Origin of the sequence: Lysinibacillus sp. FSL K6-0102, from assembly GCF_038003545.1 — a bacterium.
Lineage (GTDB): Bacteria > Bacillota > Bacilli > Bacillales_A > Planococcaceae > Lysinibacillus > Lysinibacillus capsici.
Window position 1 is genome coordinate 2,512,285 of record NZ_JBBOPH010000001.1, and the last position, 25,444, is coordinate 2,537,728.

The 25,444-nt window shown below is 36.8% G+C and carries 20 protein-coding genes; 9 read left to right on the plus strand and 11 right to left on the minus strand.

Going from position 1 to position 25,444, the window contains the following annotated elements:
- Positions 1-139: 139 nt before the first annotated feature.
- A complete protein-coding gene (locus NYE73_RS12715; RefSeq protein ID WP_259950752.1) occupies positions 140-1,090 on the plus strand; it encodes a nucleoside hydrolase in 951 nt (316 codons plus the stop codon).
- Here the strand turns inward: NYE73_RS12715 and NYE73_RS12720 are convergent, their stop codons facing one another.
- From NYE73_RS12720 to NYE73_RS12730, 3 genes are read right to left on the minus strand one after another with little or no spacing between them, the layout of a single operon-like run.
- Positions 1,091-2,215 carry a Ger(x)C family spore germination protein gene (locus NYE73_RS12720; RefSeq protein WP_259950753.1) on the minus strand — a complete coding sequence of 375 codons (1,125 nt, stop codon included), beginning with the start codon at positions 2,213-2,215 and terminating at the stop codon, positions 1,091-1,093.
- A complete protein-coding gene (locus NYE73_RS12725; RefSeq protein ID WP_259950754.1) occupies positions 2,208-3,323 on the minus strand; it encodes a GerAB/ArcD/ProY family transporter in 1,116 nt (371 codons plus the stop codon). The genes NYE73_RS12720 and NYE73_RS12725 overlap by 8 nt, the downstream gene beginning before the upstream one ends.
- A 16-nt stretch (positions 3,324-3,339) precedes the next feature.
- Positions 3,340-4,860 (minus strand): spore germination protein, encoded by a 1,521-nt coding sequence (locus tag NYE73_RS12730; protein WP_259950755.1) that lies wholly within the window; start codon positions 4,858-4,860, stop codon positions 3,340-3,342.
- Between the two features lie 418 nt (positions 4,861-5,278).
- Here NYE73_RS12730 and NYE73_RS12735 point away from each other — a divergent pair, with 418 nt between their 5' ends.
- The 4 genes from NYE73_RS12735 (at position 5,279) to argH (ending at position 10,857) form a co-directional block, all read left to right on the plus strand.
- Positions 5,279-6,160, plus strand: a complete 882-nt coding sequence (locus tag NYE73_RS12735) for a GNAT family N-acetyltransferase (RefSeq protein WP_259950756.1) — start codon at positions 5,279-5,281, stop codon at positions 6,158-6,160.
- Positions 6,161-6,345: 185 nt separating this feature from the next.
- The gene (locus NYE73_RS12740; protein WP_259950757.1) at positions 6,346-7,641 is read left to right on the plus strand and encodes a hypothetical protein; all 1,296 of its coding nucleotides are present in this window, start codon (positions 6,346-6,348) and stop codon (positions 7,639-7,641) included.
- A gap of 292 nt (positions 7,642-7,933) precedes the next feature.
- A complete protein-coding gene (locus NYE73_RS12745) occupies positions 7,934-9,505 on the plus strand; it encodes an APC family permease (RefSeq protein WP_048392799.1) in 1,572 nt (523 codons plus the stop codon).
- Between the two features lie 32 nt (positions 9,506-9,537).
- The gene (argH, locus tag NYE73_RS12750) at positions 9,538-10,857 is read left to right on the plus strand and encodes an argininosuccinate lyase (protein ID WP_048392798.1); all 1,320 of its coding nucleotides are present in this window, start codon (positions 9,538-9,540) and stop codon (positions 10,855-10,857) included.
- A 254-nt stretch (positions 10,858-11,111) separates the two neighbouring features.
- Here the strand turns inward: argH and NYE73_RS12755 are convergent, their stop codons facing one another.
- Together NYE73_RS12755 and NYE73_RS12760 are read right to left on the minus strand one after the other, a co-directional pair.
- Entirely contained in the window at positions 11,112-11,969 is an 858-nt protein-coding gene (locus tag NYE73_RS12755; protein ID WP_259950758.1) for a PhzF family phenazine biosynthesis protein, read from the minus strand.
- A 166-nt stretch (positions 11,970-12,135) separates the two neighbouring features.
- Positions 12,136-13,344 carry an MFS transporter gene (locus NYE73_RS12760; protein ID WP_259950759.1) on the minus strand — a complete coding sequence of 403 codons (1,209 nt, stop codon included), beginning with the start codon at positions 13,342-13,344 and terminating at the stop codon, positions 12,136-12,138.
- 133 nt (positions 13,345-13,477) lie between these two features.
- Here NYE73_RS12760 and NYE73_RS12765 point away from each other — a divergent pair, with 133 nt between their 5' ends.
- Positions 13,478-14,032 carry a helix-turn-helix domain-containing protein gene (locus tag NYE73_RS12765; protein ID WP_259950760.1) on the plus strand — a complete coding sequence of 185 codons (555 nt, stop codon included), beginning with the start codon at positions 13,478-13,480 and terminating at the stop codon, positions 14,030-14,032.
- A 385-nt stretch (positions 14,033-14,417) separates the two neighbouring features.
- On the opposite strand, the gene qoxD is transcribed toward NYE73_RS12765, so the two are convergent.
- From qoxD to qoxA, 4 genes are read right to left on the minus strand one after another with little or no spacing between them, the layout of a single operon-like run.
- Entirely contained in the window at positions 14,418-14,702 is a 285-nt protein-coding gene (qoxD, locus tag NYE73_RS12770; RefSeq protein ID WP_036079092.1) for a cytochrome aa3 quinol oxidase subunit IV, read from the minus strand.
- A 1-nt stretch (position 14,703) separates the two neighbouring features.
- Complete coding sequence (qoxC, locus tag NYE73_RS12775; protein WP_048392792.1) at positions 14,704-15,300, minus strand: cytochrome aa3 quinol oxidase subunit III; 597 nt, start codon at positions 15,298-15,300, stop codon at positions 14,704-14,706.
- Positions 15,297-17,246, minus strand: coding sequence for a cytochrome aa3 quinol oxidase subunit I (gene qoxB, locus NYE73_RS12780; RefSeq protein WP_048392790.1), 1,950 nt, complete (start codon positions 17,244-17,246; stop codon positions 15,297-15,299). Before qoxB ends, qoxC begins: the two co-directional genes overlap by 4 nt.
- 20 nt (positions 17,247-17,266) lie before the next feature.
- Complete coding sequence (gene qoxA, locus NYE73_RS12785; protein ID WP_259950761.1) at positions 17,267-18,157, minus strand: cytochrome aa3 quinol oxidase subunit II; 891 nt, start codon at positions 18,155-18,157, stop codon at positions 17,267-17,269.
- A gap of 352 nt (positions 18,158-18,509) precedes the next feature.
- On the opposite strand from qoxA, the gene pdxR reads away from it, so the two are divergent.
- On the plus strand, positions 18,510-19,940 hold the full coding sequence (gene pdxR, locus NYE73_RS12790) for a MocR-like pyridoxine biosynthesis transcription factor PdxR (protein WP_054550146.1): 1,431 nt from the start codon (positions 18,510-18,512) through the stop codon (positions 19,938-19,940).
- A 1,021-nt stretch (positions 19,941-20,961) separates the two neighbouring features.
- Positions 20,962-22,491: a DHA2 family efflux MFS transporter permease subunit gene (locus tag NYE73_RS12795; RefSeq protein WP_237900835.1), complete on the plus strand. Its 1,530-nt coding sequence runs from the start codon at positions 20,962-20,964 to the stop codon at positions 22,489-22,491.
- Between the two features lie 128 nt (positions 22,492-22,619).
- Here NYE73_RS12795 and NYE73_RS12800 read toward each other — a convergent pair whose 3' ends face one another.
- A complete protein-coding gene (locus NYE73_RS12800; RefSeq protein ID WP_259950762.1) occupies positions 22,620-23,528 on the minus strand; it encodes a C40 family peptidase in 909 nt (302 codons plus the stop codon).
- Positions 23,529-24,067: 539 nt separating this feature from the next.
- On the opposite strand from NYE73_RS12800, the gene NYE73_RS12805 reads away from it, so the two are divergent.
- Complete coding sequence (locus NYE73_RS12805; RefSeq protein WP_259950763.1) at positions 24,068-24,676, plus strand: DUF4304 domain-containing protein; 609 nt, start codon at positions 24,068-24,070, stop codon at positions 24,674-24,676.
- Positions 24,677-24,723: 47 nt separating this feature from the next.
- On the opposite strand, the gene NYE73_RS12810 is transcribed toward NYE73_RS12805, so the two are convergent.
- Positions 24,724-25,326 carry a YczE/YyaS/YitT family protein gene (locus NYE73_RS12810; protein WP_131520219.1) on the minus strand — a complete coding sequence of 201 codons (603 nt, stop codon included), beginning with the start codon at positions 25,324-25,326 and terminating at the stop codon, positions 24,724-24,726.
- Positions 25,327-25,444 lie beyond the last annotated feature (118 nt).

A 25,444-nucleotide genomic window follows, 5' to 3' on the forward strand; every position in this document is an offset into this window, starting at 1 on the left:
CAAACCCATGTGCTTCGGCATATGGGTTTCTTTCGTTGGACTAGAATTACTCACTCATTTTTCCACAAAAATTCATAATTCGTGTCATCTTTGATTACTATAAAGATAACAGTAATGGTAGTAAAAGGGAGGACATGGTTTGGTAAAAAAAGTGCTGTTATTCGGGGATATTGGCATTGATGATACGGTGGCATTGATCTATGCACGGCTTAATCAAGAAATAGAAATTGTGGGACTCGTTGCAGATTATGGCAATGTATCGCGAGAGGATGCGGTATCCAATATTTATTATGTCATGAAATTGTTCGACTTCCCTCAAGGAATTCCTGTGATTTTAGGAGCAGAAGTACCCTTAACAGGAGAGCAGCCGACCTATTACCCAGAAATTCATGGTAAACGAGGACTTGGACCCATCATTCCAAATGATAATCACGAATTAAAAATTGAGAACTTTTTTGAAATCGTCAACATTATTGAAAGGTATAAGCATGATGAGCTAATTATTGTCAATATTGGGCGATTAACTTCACTAGCCACGATGTTTATCCTTTATAAAGAGCTTATGAAAAATATCAAGGAATTTTATATTATGGGTGGAGCATTTTGGGTGCCAGGTAATGTAACGACAGTGGCTGAAGCGAATTTCCATGGTGATCCCTTTGCCGTTAATATTGTGCTTACCTATGCAACGAATGTGACAATCATCCCTTTAAATGCGACACAAAAGGCCATTGTCACACCTGGGATGGTGGACTATATTGACTCCTTTGGCAAAACAAAAATTCTAAAGCCCTTAATGGAATACTATACACGTTTTTATAAAGAACGGGACCCCTCACTTCTAGGAAGTCCCGTGCATGATGCGTTAACACTAATGGCAGTTATTTATCCTGACATGTTTATTTATGAGTCCTATCCTGTAACCGTTGTCGACAAGTTAGAAGGACCTGCAAGGGGGCAAAGTATTGCCGAGACAAGACCTTATGAAAATAATAATGGCGAAAAAAAGCATCGTATTGCCTTTGATATTCATTATGAACATTTTTTCCAAAACTTTTTATCGGTTATGACAGGGCAACCATTTCACTAGTTATTCAAAAACACCATCTCTTAAAATTGTAAAATCAACATGGACATTTACCTTCATGTCTTTATATATTTTTTGCCATTTATCCTTTGTTAGCTTAGAATGTCTTACTTCGCTTCGATATTTCTCACCAAAGCCAAAGATATCAGACTCAACTTCCTGACTATGAGCAATCACTCTACGTATTTCCTTTGACAATTTTTTCTCGATTGCTTTTTCCAGTGCCGCCACACTTTTTGGGTCCCCTTGATTGATATCAGGGTACACCTCTAATACTCTCGATTTGATTTTGATGTTCAGGTCAAATGTTGGCGTATCCGCATCAACTAACATCATTTCTCGTTTCGACTGGATTGCATCAAAAGCTACCGTTATTTTATTGGCAGGCTTTTGAAGAATTTCGGAAGGTACATCTTCGTTTTCCAGAACGGTTTCATATAAACCTACTTTAAAGGTATCTCTGACAATCTTTACGTAAAAGCTATCTTTTGCTGGAAGGGTACTGACCATTTTGCTGCCTTTAAAAAGTGCTATCCCACTTAATTCCACCAGCTCGTCATCTCTTTTAATAATAGGCATGGCAAATTCTTTTCCAGATGAATAATAATCATGGGCAATTTGATGAAGTGTAGAGGAAATCATATATTCCTGCTTGACATTTTGTTCAATCAACCTAAAAATATGCTGCCCAATATCCTCAATATTTTGATATTCGTATTTCAGTAATGTTTCTGTTTCACCTTCCACAATAGCCATAAAGATTCCATTGCTGACACTAGCATTTTCTAGGTTTGTATCAATATAATAGCGAAGGTCTTTTTTTGCCAATTCCTCTCCAAATAGGATGACTCTCATTTGACCAACCATGATTTTTTTCGAAAGCTTACGATTGGCTTCCATCCGATTTCCTTTACTCGTATCGTTTTCTGTAGACAGAACTTCCACATTGCTTTGAAATTCGGGGTTTACTTCACGAATAACAGCTGTTGTCTTTATTTTATCCTCTGTTCCTACATCATAGCCGACTAAAGTAGTTAATCCAACTTTATCCAAAATATTGGTTTGTGCACATCCATATAAAAAAACAAAGGATAGAAGAATCATCCATCTTACTCTAAGTTTATTCATTCTTTTTCACCTTCTTTGATGCGAAGTTCTTCTTTAGTCGTGCTATTGGCCAAAGTAAAATAGGGTAGACAAAAATTACGTAAAAGGCAATTTGTCCAAACACCGTGTTAATTGTATTAATCTGTGTCCGTGTTTGAACCAATATTGTTCCAATTAAAATGATGAATGAAAAGAGCCAAACAAACTTTTTTTCACTTATCGGGAATAAACGAATTGCTCCGCGGTACGCAGCCCATAAGTATAGACATAGATTCGGTAAAATGATTAGCATCCAAAAACAAACCGCTACAAATTCAAAGCGTTCCATAAAGGGGAAGCTAATAAAACTAAATAATGTCAAGGTTGCCCATATCGTTTTCAATAGCTTGCCCTCACTATAATAAGCAATGGACACCAGCATCACGGCTAAATAGATGATGGTTGTAACTAATAGTCCTAAATGAACAGGTTTTCTGATTTTTTTCTTGTCTTTTACAAAGGGGTAAATCACGTTTAGAATTTCAAAGCCGATAATCGTAAAGGTCATTGATTGTGCCCCTTTTAAAATGGAGCGAATATCATTTTCTAAAATAGGGAGAAGACTATCTACTGTAGCGTATTCCATCGGAAATACTAACATTGGAAGAATCCATAAGGAGAGAATGATACTAAAAAAAGACACACCTACAATGACACGAAGCCCTCCTGTAAAGGCATAGATAATAATAATTAATAAAGTTGCTGACAGGAACCAGGTCTCAATGCTAGGAAAAATCCATGCTTGTATAACTTCAATATAATTTCGTAAAACTGAAAAGAACGCTACGGAGCAATAGATGACATAAATTGCATTTAAAAAATTGCCAATCCATTTACCAAAAATATCAATTTGAATTCCGTAAAGATCATCAGAGCCGTAAATTTCTAACGTTTTAATCATACAAAACGTAACAAGATGTGTGGCAATCCCAGCCAGTAGAACAGAAATCCATGCATCCTGTCTAGCATCCTGATAGATAATGCGTTGAAATCCCTGTATACCAACCCCAATTTGAGCACCGTGTACCACAAAAAAAAGCAAATAAGCATTAATCATATCTTTAGGGCTAAGTTGTATAGGTTTTGCCATTTATTTCACCTTCAGTTCAACTTTTATCAGGTTTCACTGGCTCTGGCACAAATTTATGTTCATCTTTTGGTCTTGTCAAAGCAGGTCTTTTTGATGTTAATGGGACAGGCATTCTAATAATACTATCCCGCATTTCCTTCAACCTCGGTGGATAGAAGGGAGACATATACGGAGCACCCAAGCTTGACTGACGTAACAAATGAATCAGAATAAAACAAAAAGCCAACATGATACCATAAAAACCCCAAAATCCTGCAAGTATAATGATAGGGAAGCGAATAAGACGAATCACATTGCCCATCATATAACTTGGCGACGTAAAAGAGGCTAGAGCACTTAACGCAATGATAATCAGCAATATATTACTGGTAATCCCTGCCTGTACAGCTGCTGTTCCAATAACGATACCACCAACGATACCGATTGTTTGTCCAATTTTAGTTGGTAATCTGGCTCCTGCTTCTCTCAGTAGTTCAATAATAAATTCCAGCAGCAAAGCCTCAAATATGGGCGGGAAAGGAACTAAAGCCCTTGATTCACTTAATGGTACGAGAAAGGCTTGTGGAATCACTTCATAATGAAAGGTAAGAGCTGCCACATAAAATGGTGTTAAATAAACAGATAAAAAGAAGGCAGCCAGTCGTAATAAACGAAGAAAAGTAGCAATTTGCCATCTTAAATTTTGATCTTCTTGACTTTGAAAAAACTCAGTAAATCCTTGAGGGGAAACGATAGCCATTGAACTACCATCTACGAGAACCCCAATTTTTCCATCTAAAATGCCATCACAAAATCTGTCAGGTCTTTCTGTCAATAGCATTTGTGGAAAGACAGATAGTGAATTATCATCAATCATTTCAGCTAATACGGCACTATCGATAAGCTCATCGATATTAAGATCTTTGATTCGTTGACGCATTGTTTGAACCATTTGATCATTGGCAATGCCACGCATATATAAAAGAGAAACAGAGGTACTTGTCCGTGTACCAATTTTTACTTTTTCATTACAAAGATTAGGACTCACTATGTAGCGACGAATCAAGGAAATATTGGTAGATAGACTCTCATTAAATCCAACCTGTGTACCAATTACCTGCGATTCATTCTCAGGCGCTGACAATGCTCTAGACTCTCTGCTAGCGATATTGGCTAAAATAGTCTGCGGGAAGCCACCTATGTGAATCACAACATGACCATTGACCATCAATTCTACGGTTTCCCTTAGTAGACTGGATTGACTGACTTCTGCAATAGAAAGGGCCATCTCAATTGCCTCGGGTGTATCGTGAGGCTTGCTCTGTAAATTAGCAATAATATCATTATTTAAAGTCTGATCATCGATCAAATTATCGATGTAAATAAGGGTGACGTTTGGTGGAAGAGATTTAACGATTAAATCTGCCGGATTATTAGTAGCATTTTTAATCGATTGAATAAAATGATCTGTGGCATGTGCAACTCTCACAAGATTTTCTTTAGGCGCCTCTTGAACTGGTTGTTGTTGTTGTTTGTTGAAAGGTAGTTTAAATTTCATAGTAAATGGTAGGCTCCCTTCATTGCTAACTTCGTTTATAGAATAGGCTTTATAGGGGTATTCTATACTTATTTCATTTATTTTCATCATGTAGACATATCTAACAAATAACGGTAATATAATAGTATTCTTAAAAACAGAAGGGAGATTAGCCTTTTTTATGCTAAAGCTAATTATCGCAAATTAAATTCCAATGAATTTAATAAAGGGGTCATTCTATAATTTTTTTAAATTATAGGGTCTATTTAGTAATGCCCTTTTGCGATAAAAGAGAAGCATAATGATGTCTAATCCACAGTTATATTTTATATAACAAAGGACTTTATGAGCTTGTTCTCATAGGGTCTTTTTCTGTTTTTAGGAGGTGATGATTCCCACAAAAATTAGCGATTGAAACATAAAATAGGAGGGAATAGACGTGGCAAAATATGAATTAGTTAGTGATTATCGTCACAATGAAAATTTAAAGGCAAGTTTTAATGATTTAGCAATGAAAACATTTGGTTTGGATTTTCGAGGCTGGTATAACAAAGGCTATTGGAATGACCAATATATTCCTTACTCATTTGTACAAGCAGGAAAAGTAATTGCGAATGCTTCTATTTATAAGATGTCGATTCGCGTAAATGGTGAGCGATTAAAGGGAATTCAGATTGGTACAGTGATGACGGATGAACATTATCGTCATCAAGGCTTGGCAAAGCAGTTGATGCTGCATCTCATGAAAGAGCACGAAGGTGCCTGTGATTTCATGTATCTCTTTGCCAATGAAACAGTACTAGATTTTTATCCGAAGTTTGGCTTTACGCGAATCCATGAAAGTGAATACAGCTTAGATCTTACCACAAGACCTATTCAACCAAAGCAGACCAGCGTCCAACAGCTGACAATTGAGCAGAATCTAGCACTTCTTGAAGAGTATGCAAAAAATCGTTATATCCATTCTAGTATGATTGCTGTTGAGGAAAATGAAAGTTTATTAATGTTTTATTTTACGTTAGTTTTCCCTCATGCTATTTACTATTTAGAAGAATTTGACACAATAGTATTAATGGAGGAGGAGGAAGGGGTATTAAATATTTATGATATCATCTCTTTACAGGCAACCAATGCAGAGACTGTATTAGCAAGCATTATTAAGGATACAACAAAAAAAGTAGTATTCTATTTTACACCTGACTTTACAATCGAAGGCATGACAGCCACCATCACCACAAATGATGACGATGCCTTATTCATTCTCTCGAAAAAGCCCTTCTTTCAAGGGCACTTTATGTTTCCTTTAACATCCCATTGCTAGGTAGGGGTTTCCGAAGGCTGTCTCGGAGCGTTGTGAATTAAAGAATGAGCGCGCTTTTGGATAAAATATGTGCGACTTCTGTCACCTTGTCCTTTACCAAAACAGACTTTTTTAATTGACACTATAAATATTGGGCAATTCTCTATAGAATGGTATATATAAAGTAATTTTACTAGGAGGAAATAATGTATACAGTTGGAGTCATTGGCCCTAATTCATCTGTAGAGCGCATCATTCAATTAGGCAAAGAATACGAAATGACTATGAATTTCGTAGCATTTCCCTATCATGATTTTCATGAAACCGTAAATATCGTAAAGGATAATCATCACGCTGTTGATGCATGGTTTTTTTCTGGCCAAATTTCGTATATGGTTGCGAAAAATACGTTACAATCAGGTGAAAACTTAGTTTATATTCAACATACTGAATCCGGCATTTATAAATGTCTATTGCATATGGGCTTTTATCAGGGAGAATTTTTGAACAAGGTAAGCATTGATGAAATCACGACTTCACACTTGGAGCAAGCCGTCAAACAGCTAGATTTTGCGCCTAAAGAAATCTATGTGAAAACCTTTGATGTAAATACCAGTACAAAAGAATTAATGGATTTTCATATCGACTTATGGAATCAACAAAAAACAGCAGGTGCTTTGACTTGCTTTGAAGCTGTTTATCGCGGGCTGAAAGAGGCAGGTGTCCCTGCTTATCACATTTCCACTACAGATATGGAAATCCGCCAAACATTACGAATACTGGAAGAAAAACTCAGAGCCTTCTATTTTAAGGATACACAGATCGGTGTGCAAATTATCGAAATCGAACATTTTGATAAAATCTCTGAAAAAGCGAAGAGCTCCTATCATTTACAGTATTTAGAATTAAAATTGAAGGAAACGTTATTGCGATTTTGTGAGCAACTAGATGGCTCCTTGTTAGAAAGAGGAAATGGTCGCTATATCATTTTTAGTTCGAGAGGAGCCATTGAACGTAAAATCAAGGATTTACAGGATACCATCTATCAGCTATCACATGAATCCCATACAACAGTCACTGTCGGAATTGGCTATGGGGTAACCGTTCACTCTGCGGAAATCAATGCGCAGCGAGCCATCCAGCTCTCCAAGGAGAAATCGGAGCAACCAATTGTGATTGTCCAAGAAAATGGAACGATTACTGAATCGGCTGGTGAAGAAGATGAAGTGAGCTTTTCATACCGTATTAATGATGACATTTTATTAGAGAAATTAAAGAAAGCAAAAATTAGTTTAAAAAATTACAGTAAATTATACACACTTATTAAAAAAATGAATTGGCAGGAATTCACCATTAAAGATTTAGCAGCACATCTCTATTGGGATGAAAGTAATGCTAGACGCATTTTAGCTAGTTTATGTGAGGTTGATCTCGTCGAATACACAGGGAAAGACGCACAAATATCCAGAGGACGACCAAGTAAAATTTATCGTTTGAAATAACCATCTAAGTGAGATGGTTATTTTTTTTTGTAAAAAAGTGTTGAAAAATTCAAACGATTAAAATAAAATCATTTTAAGGTAAACACCTTTTAATAACCTTTAATTAATGGTACATGAAAAATGTGTGCAATGTTTCATCATCTAGAAAGGAGCACAATCTATATTAGTCACCTACACTACATTGCACTGCAGAGTAAAATATGTAAATTTTTTCTGTCAAAACGTAATTTTATTGAAGCGTCCAAATTAAAAGGGTCATACCAATATTCTCTTTTCAGAGAGGGGAACATTCATGAGTCAAGAACAATATTTGAAAAAGAAAATGGGGTTTTGGTCACTTACAACATTATCTCTAGGGGGAATAATAGGATCTAGTTGGCTCTTTGGACCATGGGTAGCTGCTAAATTAGCAGGCCCGGCAGCCATACTTTCTTGGATTATTGGTGCGTTTGTTATCACACTCATAGCGCTTGTTTATGCTGAATTAGGAAGAGTAAAACCTGAAACAGGAGGCCTAGCAAGATATCCGCTTTATTCTCACGGAAAAATGCTTGCTACCGTTACTAGTTATTCAATCTGGTTTGGCTATTGTGCTACAGCTCCCGTAGAATCATCAGGTGTTATTCAATATGCCAATCAGTTTTGGCCAGGGTTATATGATGTAGGAAAAGAACAACTGACAACATCAGGTATTCTTGCAGCGATGGTTTTAATGATATTCTTTGTTGTTTTCAATTATTTTGGGGTGAAATTATTCGCAGTCACGAACAATATCATTACAACAATTAAGTTTATAGTCCCTGTACTAACAATCATTGCATTTTTTATGACAGGCTTTCATCCAGAGAATTTTTCAAGCCAAGGATTTGCACCAAATGGCTATAGCGCTGGTTTAAGTGCCATTTTAACAACCGGAATATTTTTTGCTTATACTGGGTTTGGCAACGTCATCATGATGAGTGGGGAAGTCGTCAACCCTAGAAGAAATATTCCACTTGCCCTCATTACATCATTAGGTGTTGCGGCAGTATTATATGTGTTACTTCAAATTACATTTATCGGCGCAGTTCCAACAGAAATGTTAGCGAATGGTTGGAGTGGCATTAAATTTGATTCACCATTTGCTAATTTAGCAATGATGGCTAATATGGTTTGGCTATCTTGGATTATTACAGCTGATGCGATGGTTTCGCCAACAGGTTCAGCTCTTACTTATACAGCTGGTACGTCAAGACATGTATTTGGTATGGCGAAAAGTGGATTCCTACCATCTTATTTTGGAACAATTAATAAAAAATTCGGTGTTCCAACACGTGCACTTGCACTCAATTTCCTAGTAGGATTATTATTTTTATTCCCACTGAAAAGCTGGACAGCTATCGTTGCGATTGTAGGAGCTATCGGTATTTTTAAATATGCTTCAGCATGTGTAACGGTTATGGTTTTCCGTAGAGTAGGTCTGACAAAAAATAATGGGCTACCTGGTATGCAATTCATTGCACCAATGGCATTCGTTTTTGCCACACTGCTTATTTATTGGACAAATTGGAGTAAGGTACAGCTAGCCATTACTGGATTAATAATAGGTATTGTTTGTTATTTAGTAATTTTCTTTATTCAAAAACACCAATCAGTTGAATTTTTTGGTGGTATCTACATTATTATTTATATTTTAATGCTTGTATTGATGTCTTTCTTAGGGAATTTCGGTGGGAAAGGTATCATTCCTGACCCTTATATGTCCGTAATTGTCGCTATATTTGGCTTAGCCTTTTACTATTTTGCTGTTTACAATGGTGTCTGGTATATGCGTAAAAGAGGAAATATTGAGGAATTACAGGAAAGCATTTCTGAAATATCATAACGTTTAATAGATTGATTGAAGGAGAATGAATGATGAAGCTTTGGGGCGGTCGCTTTAGAAAAGAAGAAAACAAATTAATGGAAGATTTCAATAGTTCATTAAAGGTGGATCAAAGACTTTACAAAGAAGATATTAAAGGCAGTATTGCCCATGTCCATATGCTAGTACAATGCAATTTATTGACTGAGAGGGAAGGACAAGATATTGAGAATGCACTTCTTTCCATTTTAGAGGATATTGATAATGGCACATTACAAATTGAAGGAAATTATGAAGATATTCATAGTTTCGTAGAGTCGAATTTGACTCAACGGATCGGTGACACAGGGAAAAAACTTCATACAGCGAGAAGTCGTAATGACCAAGTAGCAACAGATATTAGACTTTATGCAAAAAACAAGGCGTTTGAGGTGATTGCCTCAATTGAAGCGTTACAACAGAGCTTAGAACAAAAAGCAAAAGACAATAACGTTATGATGCCAGGATACACACATCTTCAACGTGCGCAGGTTGTAACGTTTCAACATCATTTGATGGCTTATTATCATATGTTAAACCGCGATAAAAAAAGAATTGTGAAAGCGATAGAAATTATGAATGAAAGCCCGCTTGGATGTGGAGCATTAGCAGGAACTACTCATGCGATTAACCGTGAGATGACAGCTAATGAGCTAGGCTTCTCTAAGCCTGTAGATAATTTCTTAGATGGAGTAAGTGATCGCGACTATTTATTAGAGTTAATGTCAGATTTTTCAATCATTATGATGCATTTAAGTAGATTAAGCGAAGAGCTCATTTTGTGGAGTAGTCAAGAGTTTAGATTTATTACGATTGATGATGCCTATTCTACTGGCAGCAGTATTATGCCACAGAAGAAAAACCCTGATGCCGCTGAGCTGATACGAGGCAAAACAGGACGTGTATATGGTTCACTGACTTCACTTTTAACAACAATGAAGGGCTTACCACTTGCTTACAATAAAGATATGCAAGAAGATAAGGAGCCATTTTTCGATGCATTGGACACCGTATTATCTTGTCTACAAATTATGTCAAAAATGATCGCTACGATGAAGGTGAACAGTGAAAACATGAAAAAAGCAGTCAAAGGAGGTTTTCTGAATGCAACAGAGGTCGCTGATTATTTAGTGAGCAAAGGCGTTGCGTTCAGAGATGCACACAGCATCGTGGGTTCTATCGTTATTTATTGTGAAGATCATGACAAAGCCATTGAAGATTTAACAATGGATGAATTGAAAGAATTAAGTTCGTTCATCGATGACGATATCTATGACTATATTGACTATCAAAATATTTTAAATAAGGGGATTAAAGTAGGTTTATTATTATAATGAAGCAGGGAAAACGACTTTGTTGAAATGCATGACGGGCTTCTAGGGTGGAAAAAAGGCAAGGCATTCATTGAGGATGTGCCACTTAAGCAATGGAAACGAATCGGTTATGTCCCACAAGCTCATAAAAGGTAGCAGAAATTGAAGACAAACACATTGTTCAATTATAAAAATGTGTTTGTCTTTTTATCTATTTTTCTATTTTTAAATTAAAATTCAAAAAATCTACAGTCTGAGGTTGAGAAATTAATTGTTTACACCATATCTTCTACATTTAAATATTTTGTTTCACAGTAATAGCCTTTGCCGCCAACATAAACTTTTTCTATTTCATTCTTGCTATTGGTTGCTAATTTCACTAATATTTCGGAAGGAGAGTGTAAAGAATAACCTTGTTCAAATACATAGACTTCTTTTTGCAAGTGGTGCTGTTCATAAAGGTAGCAGGCTAGTGCACCATTTGAAGTTCCAGTTGCTGCTTCTTCATTGATGTCGTATAGTGGAGCAAAATTTCTACATATTATTCGATTGTCATTAAACGTATACAGATGCGTCCCGACAACATGATAATACTCGCTGATTTCTTTTATTTTTTCAAAATTAGGTTGCAGTGCATGTAATTGTGTTTCGCTTGTTATCGGAATTAAAATATCTTTTAAGCCAGTGGAAACAATTTGTATTGGGTAGTTATTGTCTATATCTTTAATGTCAAAACAGTCGATAAACTCGTTTGGAGATATAACATCATAGAATATCGGTTTGTTTTGTTCCATGAAAATGATGTCGTCTTTTATCGTAATAGTAAGAACACCGCTGTTTGTTTCAATCGTATAGCGATCCTTGAAAAGTTTATTTAAATGCATCAGTATCGTGAAAGAGCCTATTGTGGCATGACCACATAAATCAACCTCTTCTTTTGGTGTAAAATACTCAAATTTATAATCAGCCATTTCAGATGCTGATATAAATGCGGTTTCCGCATAGCCCAATTCTTTGGCTATCGCCATTTTTTGAGTAGTGGTCAATGTATTTTCATTCAATACCACTCCTGCTTTATTCCCGCCTTGATGATCCTTGCTAAATGCACTTGCAACATAAACGGATATTTTCATAAAACATCTTCCTTCCTCATTTATAGTGAATTGTAGCATAAAAAGAACTACGTAAAAATGTTGTTGGATAAATCTGCTGTAAAGCAAGAGACAAACTATTTTAGCAACTTAAATCTCCAAAAGTAGATTGTCTACTGTCTGAAAAACGGTTTAAAGACGCCTTACTTCATCTACTAGGAAGAACGCGAATAGTAGCTGATTCCGTCTTTGTTTTAACCTTTAACGTCAGACCCATGATAATGATGATGATCAATAATAAGGTGAAAAGGGCAACGTCAAATGTATTCGTCATATCTTTGATGACACCAACAAGCATTGGAATGATGCCACTAATGATATAGCCACCGAATTGAATCATCGCTGTCCATTCACTTGCCTCTTTTGGTGTAGTCGTAGCATCTAAAGGTAAAATCATTGCTAATGGGAACAAACCACCAGCACCGATCCCTGTCAACGTCGCACAGAAAATTGGCGAGATGCCGCCCATAATTAACATCAAAATGCCAATAAAGGAGCTTGAAGCGCAAAGTAGCATCCAAGGCTTTCTCTTGAAACTATTATTTATTAAGATGGGGATGATAAAGCTACAAATCATTTGCATGACAGAAAAAATAGTGACCGTTGTTGCGGCGTAGGCGTCACTATATCCCATATCCTGTACTTTTGGAGCGAGCCATGTCGCGAGGGAATAATAAACGCCAGATTGTAAACCGAACATGACCATAAGGAGCCAAACATATCGGTTTCCCCAAGGTAGGCGACTTTTTTGACCTGTAGATTTCTCTAATGACTCTTGAGATTGCTTGGATTTTTTGATAATTGGAATCCAAACAATAATACCCATAAAAGCAAATACCGACCATATTGCTAAAGCTGCGTTCCATGATTGATGAAAAGCATGCATAGCAGGCACAACTAAACCAGCACTTAATGACGCTCCAATTCCCATACCCGCAGAATATACACCGATCATCGTAGAAGAATATTTAGGAAATTCCTTTTTGATATAGCCTGAAATCAGTGGACCTGTAATAGCAATACCTATCCCACTAAGAATAGCTGTTACTAATAAAAATAAAGGAAAAGTTGCCACTAACCGTAAAGCTGTTGATACACCAATTAATAAAACGGATAGCCCAATCGTCCATTCGATACCCCATCGTTCACTTAGCTTGCCAGCCAATGGTGCAAAAATCCCCATACAAAATACGGGAAGTGCTGTTAATAAACTTACAACAACACTTGTCATCTGCAAATCCATTTGAATATTTTTCAATACCGGCGAGATAGATGTGATCGAAGCTCGTAAATTCATAGATAGTATAAACAAAGAAAAAACGCTCCAAATAATCGGAAAGTTTTTTGATTTCGCCATCACTGAAAACACCTCTTTTAGTTATTATTTGATATACTATAGTTAACTTTTAAATTTAAAAATAAACTATAATTAATCGACTTGTATACTATAATATACTATTTATACAAAGTCAATGGGAGGGGTGCGCAGAATGCAGGAGGAAAATATCGACTTATCTGGACAAGTTGGAGGAAATTTACGAGAAATTCGAAAAAGCAAAAGGATGAGTTTGGAGGAGCTGGCGAATGTCAGCAATGTTAGTAAATTGACGTTAGGGAAAATTGAACGAGGGGAAACGAATCCGACTGTCAATATTCTTTGGAAAATTTGTAGAGGGCTTAATATTCCGCTTGTCGCTTTACTATCTTTTGAAGAAAATATAGAGGTTCATCGTTTTGGCTCAGACTACCAATTCGCAGGTCATAATAACGACTGGTTTGTCGATCCATTATTCAAAACAAATGGGACTGAGTGGTTTAGAGGTCGTCTTGAACCGAATAGTGAATACAGCGAGTGTCACCTAGCAGGTTCCGAGGAAATTGTGCTTGTATTAAATGGGCAATTGGAGCTAAAGGTCGGAGAGAAAACCCATCAGCTAAACCAATGGGATGTCATTAAATTCAAGGGTGAAGAACTTCACACGTATATCAATCACTCGGATGAAAAAGTACATTTAATACTGTCATTAACATATACAACCCCATGATTGTTCCACAATAATCAAGCAGAAGATGATCCTATTTTGGGGAGGAAAAAAATAATTCTGATTATCGATTTCATCATTGTTTATTATTTTCATGAATATCATTAAAAGCTTGTAAAGGATGTGCTATACGCCAATCATTTAAAAGAAGAAATCGATAAAATTGGCATTATAAAAATAAACATTGATAAAGGCAATCCTATATTTATCCCATTCAATCAATCTCAACAATGATTACTTGATATCACAATGAATGAAAGCGTGGACTCTTACTTTGATGGTGAAAATTTCAAAGAATTGTTTACCCTCATTGTCTTTTGACTATATATCATGCATTTCCATACAAAAATCGTCCTTACTAAGTTAAGTAAGGACGATTTTTTTCTATTTAGATATAACCCCAAATCATACATAATAATGTTCCGAAAATGGTCACGAGCGCAATGATTAAGCCATAATAAATATTGGTATAGATGGCTGGTTTATCATTTGTTTCACCAGCATGCATAAAGACAACTAACTGCAAGCCTGCCTGAATAAATGCTGTGACTAATAAAATAGTCATGGTAATTGGAAAAGATAGATTGAAAAAATATACACATGCCGCAATGATCGTAAGGATTATGGACACACCAAACCCCATGACTTGTTTCATCGGGAATAAATCACTCATGTTACACCATTCCTTTCAAGTAAATGAAGCTGAAAATAAAAATCCAGACCACATCTAAAAAGTGCCAGTATAAAGAGAAGATAAACGATTTATTGGCTGTTTCTGGTGTTAAACCACGTTGGATGAGCTGATAGACGATGAACATTCCCCAAAATACCCCAAAGGTAACGTGTGCACCATGTGTTCCTAATGTTGTTAAAAGGGCAGCCGTAAAGGCACTCGTCTGTAAGCTCGCACCAACATGAATATAGTGCATAAACTCGTAAACTTCAAAACCAATAAATACGACACCGAGTACTAATGTCAAAACATAAAACCATATCATTGCTTTCGTATAGCCCTTACGCATAGCATGTATACCTAAGCCAATGGTAAAGCTACTTGTTAAAAGAATAAACGTTTCAAATAAAACAGGTGTAATTTCAAAAATCTCCGCTCCTGTTGGACCATTCCCAGTACGGTCTACTAAAACAAAATAACCTGCGAATAATGTGCCGAAAAGCATAATTTCAGCACCAATAAACACCCAGAAGCCTAATATATTCAATTGATTTTGCTGAGTACTATATTCTAAAGGAAGTGATTGATCGATTTTCATAATTGACTACCTCGCAATTTCGATTCCGTTGCTTTCACTTTTTCGACAGGTACATAGTGTCCTGGATCTTTTTCCAATGAACGGTGAGCCATGCAGATAAAAATACCAATGGTTGTGAGAATTGTTGGTATCCACATACCAAAAACAAAGGAGAAGCCCCATGCAAAGAAAATACAGCCTAATATAAAAGGTACACCGCTATTATTCGGCATATGAATCTTTTCATATGGCTCTGGGAACAGTTCATGCTGATGATATTTTGCATCCCATAACGCTTCTGTTGAAATTACGTGTGGAACCTTGGCAAAATTATAATAAGGCACAGGGCTTGGTGTAGCCCACTCTAATGTGCGAGCGTCCCATGGATCCGACCCAACATTCCTTGGTGAATAACGAATACTGTAAATAACATTGTAAACAATTAAGATAAAACCAATTGTTAAGCCAATTGCACCGATAAATGAAATCATATTCCACAGCCCAAAACCAGTAGAGGCAGAATAAGTGTACATACGGCGTGCTTGTCCATCTAAGCCAGAGACAAACATTGGCATAAAGGCTAGCAGCGTACTGACGGCAATAATCCAAGCCGTCCACTTGCCGATTTTTTCATTCAACATAAAGCCAAACATTTTTGGCCAATAGTAATGTAAGCCAGCTAGCATAGCAAAGACAACACCAGGAATAATCACCATATGGAAGTGGGCAACCAAGAACATTGTGTTATGGTATTGATAGTCAGCGGCTGACATGCCAAGCATTACACCCGTTACGCCACCTATTGTAAAGGTAGGAATAAATAACATGGAGTAAAGCATTGGCGTTGTAAAAACAATTTTTCCTTTCCAAAGGGTGAATAACCAGTTAAAAATTTTAACCCCAGTTGGGACGGCAATGGCCATCGTTGTAATCGAGAAAATACTATTTGTTAAAGCACCTTGTCCCATCGTAAAGAAATGATGTGTCCATACTAAAAACGAAAGGAAGGAAATGATTACCATGGAGCCGACCATTGATTTATAGCCATAGAGATTGCGTCCTGAAAAAGTAGAAATAATCTCACTGTAGATCCCAAACGCAGGTAAAATCAGGATATAAACCTCAGGATGCCCCCAGACCCAGAAAAAGTTTGCCCACAGCATATCCATACCACCATCGGATGTTGTGAAAAAATTAGTAGCAAATAGACGGTCAAAAGTTCCCATCGTTAAAGCTACCGTTAAAACTGGAAAAGCAAAAACGATAATCACGTTTGCTACTAATGAAGACCACGTAAACATCGGCATTTTCATAAGTGTCATGCCTGGTGCTCTCATTTTAAGTATCGTCACAATCATATTAATACCAGTAATTAATGTGCCAAGACCTGAAATCTGTAAGGCAAATAAATAATAGTTTGTTCCTACAGATTGGCTAAATTCATTATTTGCTAGAGGGAAATAATTCGTCCAGCCAGCATCAGGGGAGCCACCTATAACAAAGGATATATTTAGTAGCATGGCCCCCATGAAAAATAGCCAAAAGCTTAATGCATTCAATCGCGGGAAAGCAACGTCTCTTGCACCGATTTGTAAGGGCACAATATAATTCATAAAGGCCATAATAAAAGGCATGGCCATAAAAATAATCATGACTGTTCCATGTGTTGTGAAGATTTCATTATAATGCTGCGCATCAAGTAATGTATTGTCAGGTACAGCCATTTGGGCGCGCATCATAATCGCATCTGCTCCACCACGGAAAAGCATCAGAAGGGCAGAAATTAGATACATAATACCAATACGTTTATGATCAACCGTTGTTAACCATTCACGCCAAAGGTAGCCCCATTTTTTAAAGTAGGTTAAGCCAACTATAATTGCTATCACCGTCAGTCCAATCGCAACCATCGATGCATAGATAGCTGGGCTTGGATGGGGTATAGCAAATCGTTCGAAGTACTCCATATGACTATGTCTCCTTTTAATTAATGATCGTTTTGTTGAGAAGCATGATCTTTAATGTGTGATGTACCATGCTGATGTCCACCATTCTCACCCTCAGGGGCTGGCAGGAATGTTAAATGTGTACCAGTGTAGGTTGATTGGCCAACGTGTCCTGGTTCTAGCAACGTATTAAATTTTTCTTCTGTTAATGGTTCAGCTGTTGCTTTTACTTCCTTCACCCAATCATCAAACTCATCCTGAGTCACTGCTGTTACGTTAAACGTATTTTCAGCGAACCCTTTACCATTAAAGTTTGCATTTCTCCCCATATACTCCCCAGGTAGATCCGCAGCCAGATGCAATGTATTCACCATATCGGCCATTGCATATTTTTGACCACCCAGTTGAGGAATCCAGAAACTTGTAATTGGTCCGTAAGAATAAAGTTTAAATTCGATAGGACGCTCTGCAGGAATATACAAATAATTCACCGTTTCAATATCTTCCTCTGGATAGCTAAAATGCCATTTCCAGTTCGATGTTGAAGCATAAATGATTAACGGCTCTTCCTGTTTGTATTTCTCTGGTGTAGATTCCACCTTATAGTTACTTTCAACAGAAATAAAGGATAGGTACGCTACAATTAAAACGGGTATACCTACACAAATGATTTCCACCTTTGTACTCCCTTTAATGTGGGGAGGCTTATAGTCAGGGTTTTGCTTAGATGCACGAAATTTCACTAACATATAAGCTAACAACACAAAAACAATGAGTACGATAAAGGACATAATCCCTATCGAAAGCATAATATCTTTGGCTTGCACTTGAGCTTGAGGTCCTTTTGGATCTAATACTAACAATGGGTCACAGCCTGTTAGCATAGTGACAATAGTGGAAAGACCAATTAATCTGAGCCAACTTTTTTTCATAAACAAACCCCTTTAACTGTTTCATTGAAGTGCTATAGGCTACTACGGGTTTGTATGGAATTCGATTCACAATTGATTTTTATAATAGGGGGACTTCTTTTGAAAGACAAGGCGTTTTCCAAGATAACACAGAATGTTCTCAAACGAGAAAAATAATTTCAGTATAATTTTATAGAGGGAAATGCGCATCAAATAAGGGCTTTTATCAAAAAAAATGGATTGAAATTGAAAGTGGATGGTGAAATTAATAAGGAAATGGATGGTTAGTTTCAAATATTGTTATAGTATGATTGTCTTTTTAGCTTATTTACTAGAGCTAAGAAAGGATAAGGCATAACTGAGGTGAGTAAACATGGATTGGAAACCTGATCGAACAGTAAAAAAAGCGATTTATAAGCAGCTCGCAGAATACATTGAAAAGGGGATTGCAGATGGGACATTCCCACCCGATAAACCCTTACCATCTGAGCGCTATTTAGCAAACGCTTTGAGTGTAAACAGAAGTACGGTAGTTAATGCATACGATGAATTGGAAGCAATGGGGCTGATTGAACGAAATCGTGGAAGTGGCACAACCATTAGCAAAGACATCTGGGGCATTACGAGGAAACGAATTCCTAGCTGGAATCGCTATATTGAGGCAGGTTCCTTTTTACCGAACCTTCCTGTTACCCAAAAAATTAGAAAAGAGGCTATTGAACATAAATTAATTAATCTAGCTACTGGCGAATTATCCGAGGATCTTTTTCCCAAAAGCGCCTTGAGAGAAATTACCGCAACGCGTTCATTTATCGGTAGCCTTGGGTATGACCATCCTTTAGGGAGTGACATATTACGGACAACTCTTTCACGGCATATTAAAAAAAGCAGAGGAATTGAGACAAAGCCTTCCTCCATACTGATTACTTCAGGAGCACAGCAAGCCCTACATTTGATTGTCCAATGCCTGTTAAAGCCTGGAGATGCAGTCGCCATAGAAGATCCTTCTTACAACTTTAATCTGCCTATATTTAAAACAGCAGGCTTACAAATCCATTATCTTCCTGTCAATAAGGATGGCATTAACCCGGATGATTTGCAAGTATTATATAAAAAACATCGAATTAAAATGATTTTTCTAAATCCTGATTTTCATAATCCTACGGGATCTTCCTTAGATTTAAAGAAAAGAGAAGCTATTCTAGACATATCCTCTAAACTAGGTATACCAGTAGTAGAAGATGACCCCTATAGCCTAACAGCTTTTTCGGGGGATAAAATGCCTACGCTTAAATCTCTCGATAAGAACGGGAATGTTTTATATATTAGCTCTTTGTCCAAAATTGTAGCCTCAGGCTTACGAATCGGATGGATTGTTGGTCCTACATCTGTAATCGAACGACTATCCGATGCCAAGCAACAAATTGACTTTGGGCATTCTAGTTTCACGCAATGGATTGCCAATGATTTTTTAGAATCCCCTAATTTTAATTTGCATATTAAGCACTTAGTGAAGGAATTAGAAACACGACGAGATACCATTGTACAGAGCCTCGATATGTATTTAAAGGACGAAGTGACGTTTTCCATTCCTCAAGGTGGGATACATTTATGGTGTCATGTTCTCAAGGAATATAACGAGACGCAATTACTTGAGGAATCCATTAAGCGAGGCGTCATTTATGTTCCTGGATCTACGATGGGCTCCAAAAAGGGTTTTGTACGCTTCACTTATGCGAGGGAGGATGTTCATTCAATCAATGAGGGGATTAAAAGGTTTGCACAAGCTCTAAATAGCTTCTAGTAATTTTGTAAATTATAGCCAAGTGGATGGCTGAGAAAGTGCTTAAGTGGATGGTTTAAATTCGCTAGAAAGTATTTAAGATAGAGTCATGGATAACAACTATCCATCAAGGCTAACTACTATCATGGCAGTGTGGATTGATTCACAATTATTCACACAAGTAATGAAATTTTTTATGATCTGGAAGGTGATAGGACAAACCTATTAGTAGCAAGAGAAAGATATCAGTGAAGAGGTAGTTCACTTGATTCGCTATAAAAATAGGCAAACACTTTAATCAAGAGATTTAAAAAATTCACAACAAGTATCGTTGGTTTTCTCAGTTTTACCTGTTCAAACAGTCTCAATCGTTAGCTTTAGGCTGCTGATGAGAAAACATCAAGGCAGTCACACCTTATTATATTTTAATTCCCACAAAGGTATAGTGGGGAAATAGGCACCCCTTCTATACGGACACTTAAATCTTAGTTAAAAAAACACCATCCAGCCACTTAGTCTCGATATTCAATCGATGCTAGGTGGCTGCTTTTTTTCATTAAAAGTAGTTGAGTAGTGCAAGAAGACAATTTGGTGGAGCTATCATTAGTGTTTTGCATAATCGCCGCTACACTACAAGAAGCCGCCACTACATTATGAATTAACACTAGGGTAGGATTATTTAAAAAATAACGACAACAAAAAAAGTCGCATTCCTGTAGTTCAGGGATCGACTTTTTGGGAAAAAATTTATGAGAAATACATTGAAATATGTATAGTCTTGTGATAAATTTATAGAGATAGACACTGTATAATTATTATACCGCGCATTATCCCTATTTTAATTATACAATACAATCTATTGTGTCGTCAACAATTTTAATTTTAATTTTTTTGAGGGGTGGTTGCGATGAAATCAGCAGGGGCAAAACAGCAGATTGGGGGAACAAACACACGAAGAAGCTCCATTGTTTGAGACAATCAAATGGCTTCCTAAACATGTGAATGAAATTGAAAAAGATAAAGAAAGTAGGACTGATACTATATGTCAGAGAAAACCATTTCAGTTGAGACAAAAGCGCCTTATGGCATGATTGCCATTTTATTTATCGGGGCCTTTGTTGCTATTTTAAATGAGACCTTACTCAACATTGCACTACCAGCCATTATGGACGAATTCGATGTGAAAGCCACTGCAGTACAATGGCTTTCAACAGGCTATATGCTAATTAACGGTATTTTAATTCCTGCCAGTGCATTCTTCATTCAACGATTTACAGATAAAAAATTATTTATTACAGCGATGGCTCTGTTTACATTAGGTACATTTCTAGCTAGTATTGCACCTGCATTTGGTGTGTTATTAGCAGCACGTATGATCCAAGCTGCAGGCTCAGCAATCATGATGCCTTTATTAATGAATGTGATGCTAACTGCATTTCCAGTTGAAAAGCGAGGAGCTGCAATGGGGATGTTCGGTCTTGTCATGATTACAGCTCCAGCGATCGGGCCGACGCTTTCTGGTTGGATAATCGAGCATTATAGCTGGAGAATGTTATTTGATCTTGTGCTACCAATTGCCATTTTAACTTTAATTTTTGCAGCCTTTAAATTAAAGGATGTGACACCACAACGTGCCATTAAGCTCGATGTAATTTCTCTTATTCTATCAAGCATTGGATTTGGCGGCTTGCTTTATGGCTTTAGTTCCGCAGGTGAAAAAGGATGGGATCATATCCTTGTATATGGAACAATTATTATTGGGACAATTGCTTTAATTACGTTTACCCTTCGTCAGCTACGAATGGATGAGCCCATGCTTGAGTTTCGGATTTTCAAATATCCAATGTTTGCCTTATCCTCAGCCATCTCCATCGTTATTTCGGTGGCGATGTTCTCGGCTATGATTTTAATGCCTATTTACGTACAAACCATTCGTGGTATTTCCCCAATGGATTCAGGTCTACTCATGCTGCCTGGTGCCATAGTGATGGGAATTATGTCTCCGATTACAGGGAAGCTCTTTGATAAATACGGGGCAAGAAGCTTGGCTGTATTTGGCTTGATCATTACCATTGTTACGACATATTACTTCAGTAAAATTAGCATGGATACAGCTTATTCTACATTGGTGCTGCTGTATACATTACGTATGTTTGGGATGTCTATGGTAATGATGCCCGTGATGACAAATGGTTTAAATCAGCTACCAGCACACAATAATCCACACGGTACAGCTATGAACAACACATTACAACAGGTTTCTGGTGCGATTGGTTCTGCGGTGCTGATTACGATTATGAACAATAAAACAACTGCCAAGGCAGAGGAACTGGCTGCAGGTGCGATGAACAATATGAGTGCCAATGCAGCACAGGCTACGACACAGTCTGCCAGCGAAGTAAAACAGCAAATCTTAAACGAAGCCATGCTGCATGGCATCAATTATACGTTCTTCCTTTCCACATTGATTGCGGCCATCGCACTCATACTTGCCTTCTTTATAAAGCGAGTTAAGCCTAACTATGATAATCACACAGGTGGGGAAGTTGCTGGAAAACAGGTAGAGGAATAATAGTAGACGGGTGTTGCTTCAGTTTAGCAACGCCCGTTTTTTCTTAAGAAATTTTATATAGAGGTGGGGAAACCTAGTAAGAATAAAAAAAGGCATTCCATCCATAGATGAAATACCTATTCTAGTAGTTATTGAGCTAATCGTTGGATAAAGGCTTCTAATTGGACCAATGTGACATTGTCGTTCACACCGAATGTGCCGTCACCTTTACCTACGGTTACTTTATTCGAAGCAAGGATCCCTACATAATGATTTGCCCAATGTGAGCCTGGAACATCAATAAATTGTTCAGCTGTTCCTTGTTGTGTTAAATGAAATGCTTCCACTAAGACTTTAGATAGTTGTCCACGTGTCATTGGAGAACCAGGATTGAACTTTCCATTATCATCACCCGTAAAAACGCCAATTTTTTTAAGTGCCTCTGCAGCACCTGCATATTTAGACGATGGCTTAATATCTGGGAAACTTGAATTCGTATTACTCGTATCTAAATGTAATTTATTAGCTAATCGAAGAGCTACCTCTCCACGCGATGCATATAAGCTAAAATCAATTTCCGCATCTTTTACTTCTCCATAATCTGAGAAGTTGGCAATACGTTTTGCCCCTACATAACGTGAACCCCAATAGTATGGGTCATTCACTGTATCTACCTTAACTCCAGAACTTGTAGTAGCTGAGATAAAATTATTGTCACCTATGTATATACCAACGTGTGAAACACCGCTTCCAGATGTATTAAAAAATACGAGATCACCCGTTTTTAAATTGTCTTTTGCGATCGAAGTACCTTGTTGGTATTGAGCTTTAGATGTACGCTCTAATGAAATGCCTAGCTTAGAAAAAACTAACTGTGTATATGCTGAGCAATCCACACCTGTCTTAATATCCGTTCCTCCATATTTATAAGGAGCTCCTATATATGCTTTGGCTGTATTTGTTATATCTGCTATTGTTGCCGCTTTCGCATCATGAATACCCATACCTGTAAAGAACATAAACGATGCGAAAATGGGTAGTAACCATTTTTTCTTCAAATCAATCTTACTCCTCTCAAAAAGCTTTCGCCTTTGAACTAAAGTAAGAATAGCATGAAATAGGGCAGAGTTATTTTTCAATAATATTACCAATTACCCCTAATCACCAAAATTGAAACCTTAATTTTAATTGTGTAAAACTTTTGCAATAATAATGGGCAATTTTACTAAAAATATATGAAATTAATGGATTTATAGGGACATAAGTGTTAATTTAAACGTTTTATCCAATTGAAAAATCGTTATTGTAATAGTGGCTTTCCAGCATAACGGTTATTTAAACATTATTATTTTTTGGTGATACTACGTTATGACACTAAGGATAGTGGTAGGAAATTCTGCTTTTATGTAGCTCCCGTAACTGCAAAGTCGTTTACTGTTAGATAGGAAAAGTTAGCCTTAATTTATGTTTTTGAGCAATGGATACGTTAAACTATAATAAAATAAGTAGGTTCAACATGAAGAAATACAGCTGCGAGCTAATGAAATAATAAGGAAACATAAATCGAAAGAATACTAAACGAGAAGGAGGTATTCCATTGCAGCAAATTTTTAATGAATTATTAAAACAGGACATCAAGCCATTTCTAATCAAGCTAGGCTTTAAAAAGAAAGGATTGAATTTCTATCGAAAAACCGAAAACCTTATCTATCTGATCAATTTCCAAAAATCTTCTGGTAATACAGTCGATACTATGATGTTTTATGTGAACTGTGGGATATACGCGGCAGAGCTAGCACGACTACAATCAAGAGAAATGGTGACAGCACCCAAAGAAGCAGAATGTCACTTCCGAGCAAGGATTAACTCCATTGTCGAAGATGCACCTGATCGATTTTCCATCACAGCCACTACAAATTTGGACGAATTAACAAAATTATTGCTGCTGGGGTTAGAGGAGGTTCATAATTTCTATGAAACGATGATTTCTGCAAGATCCATTGTTGATTATTATATAGCAGGGCCATTTTTGCACTTGGGCGAAGAAAGTTTTCATTTGTTATTACAAGCCAATGATGTAACAACAGCAAAGCTCTATTATAATGCATTGCAGAAGAAGCATGGAACCGAACAGAGGTGGTCCATTTTTCAAAATAAATACCAAGCCATTTTCAATCAATACGGTGTGGAACTTGGGGAAAATTAGTCATCAAAACCAGAGCTCATTCTTGAACGAGAATCTGGTTTTATATTTTAGGAGTTGTTCAGTATATTATCTAGTATTCTTCCAGTTATCGGCATAAAAAAATGGAGGATATAACCACCTAAGCAAACTGTTAATAATGTCCCGACACCGATGGGGCCATTAAAAATGATAGCTAACATTAAAAATAAAATATAAATAAGGGTTCTTGAGAAGAAAACCGTTTTTCTTGTTAATTCTTTGATGATCAAAGTAAGTCGATCTACAGGAATTGGTGCAAAATTTGTATGTAAATAAGTTGCCGTTCCTAACCCAACCACAACTAATCCAGTGGTAAAACAGACAGCTTGGCTAAACCAAAGATCTGGGGATACTATATCATGTAATAAAAATAACCACATATCAATCCCTATGCCAGTGATCAATGCAGTAACCAACCCTAAAATTTCAGGTCTTTGTCTAGCTAATAGGGAATTACTACCTATTAATAGGAGAGCTAAGATGATTTCCCAACTACCTACAGTTAGCCCCACATTTTTAGATAATCCTACTAGAAGCGCATCGAAAGGTGATGTGCCGAGTTTAGATTGAATCGTGAGCGAAATACCTAGCGTTAAAATTAAAATGCCCACTACATAAAAGACATATTTCAACAAAAAGACCTCCTCCTACTATTTTTATTGCAAATACAACAAAATTGCGTTAAATTGACTATATACTCTTTTTATTGCATTTGCAATATAAAATCCAGAAAGAGTTTACAACAAAGGA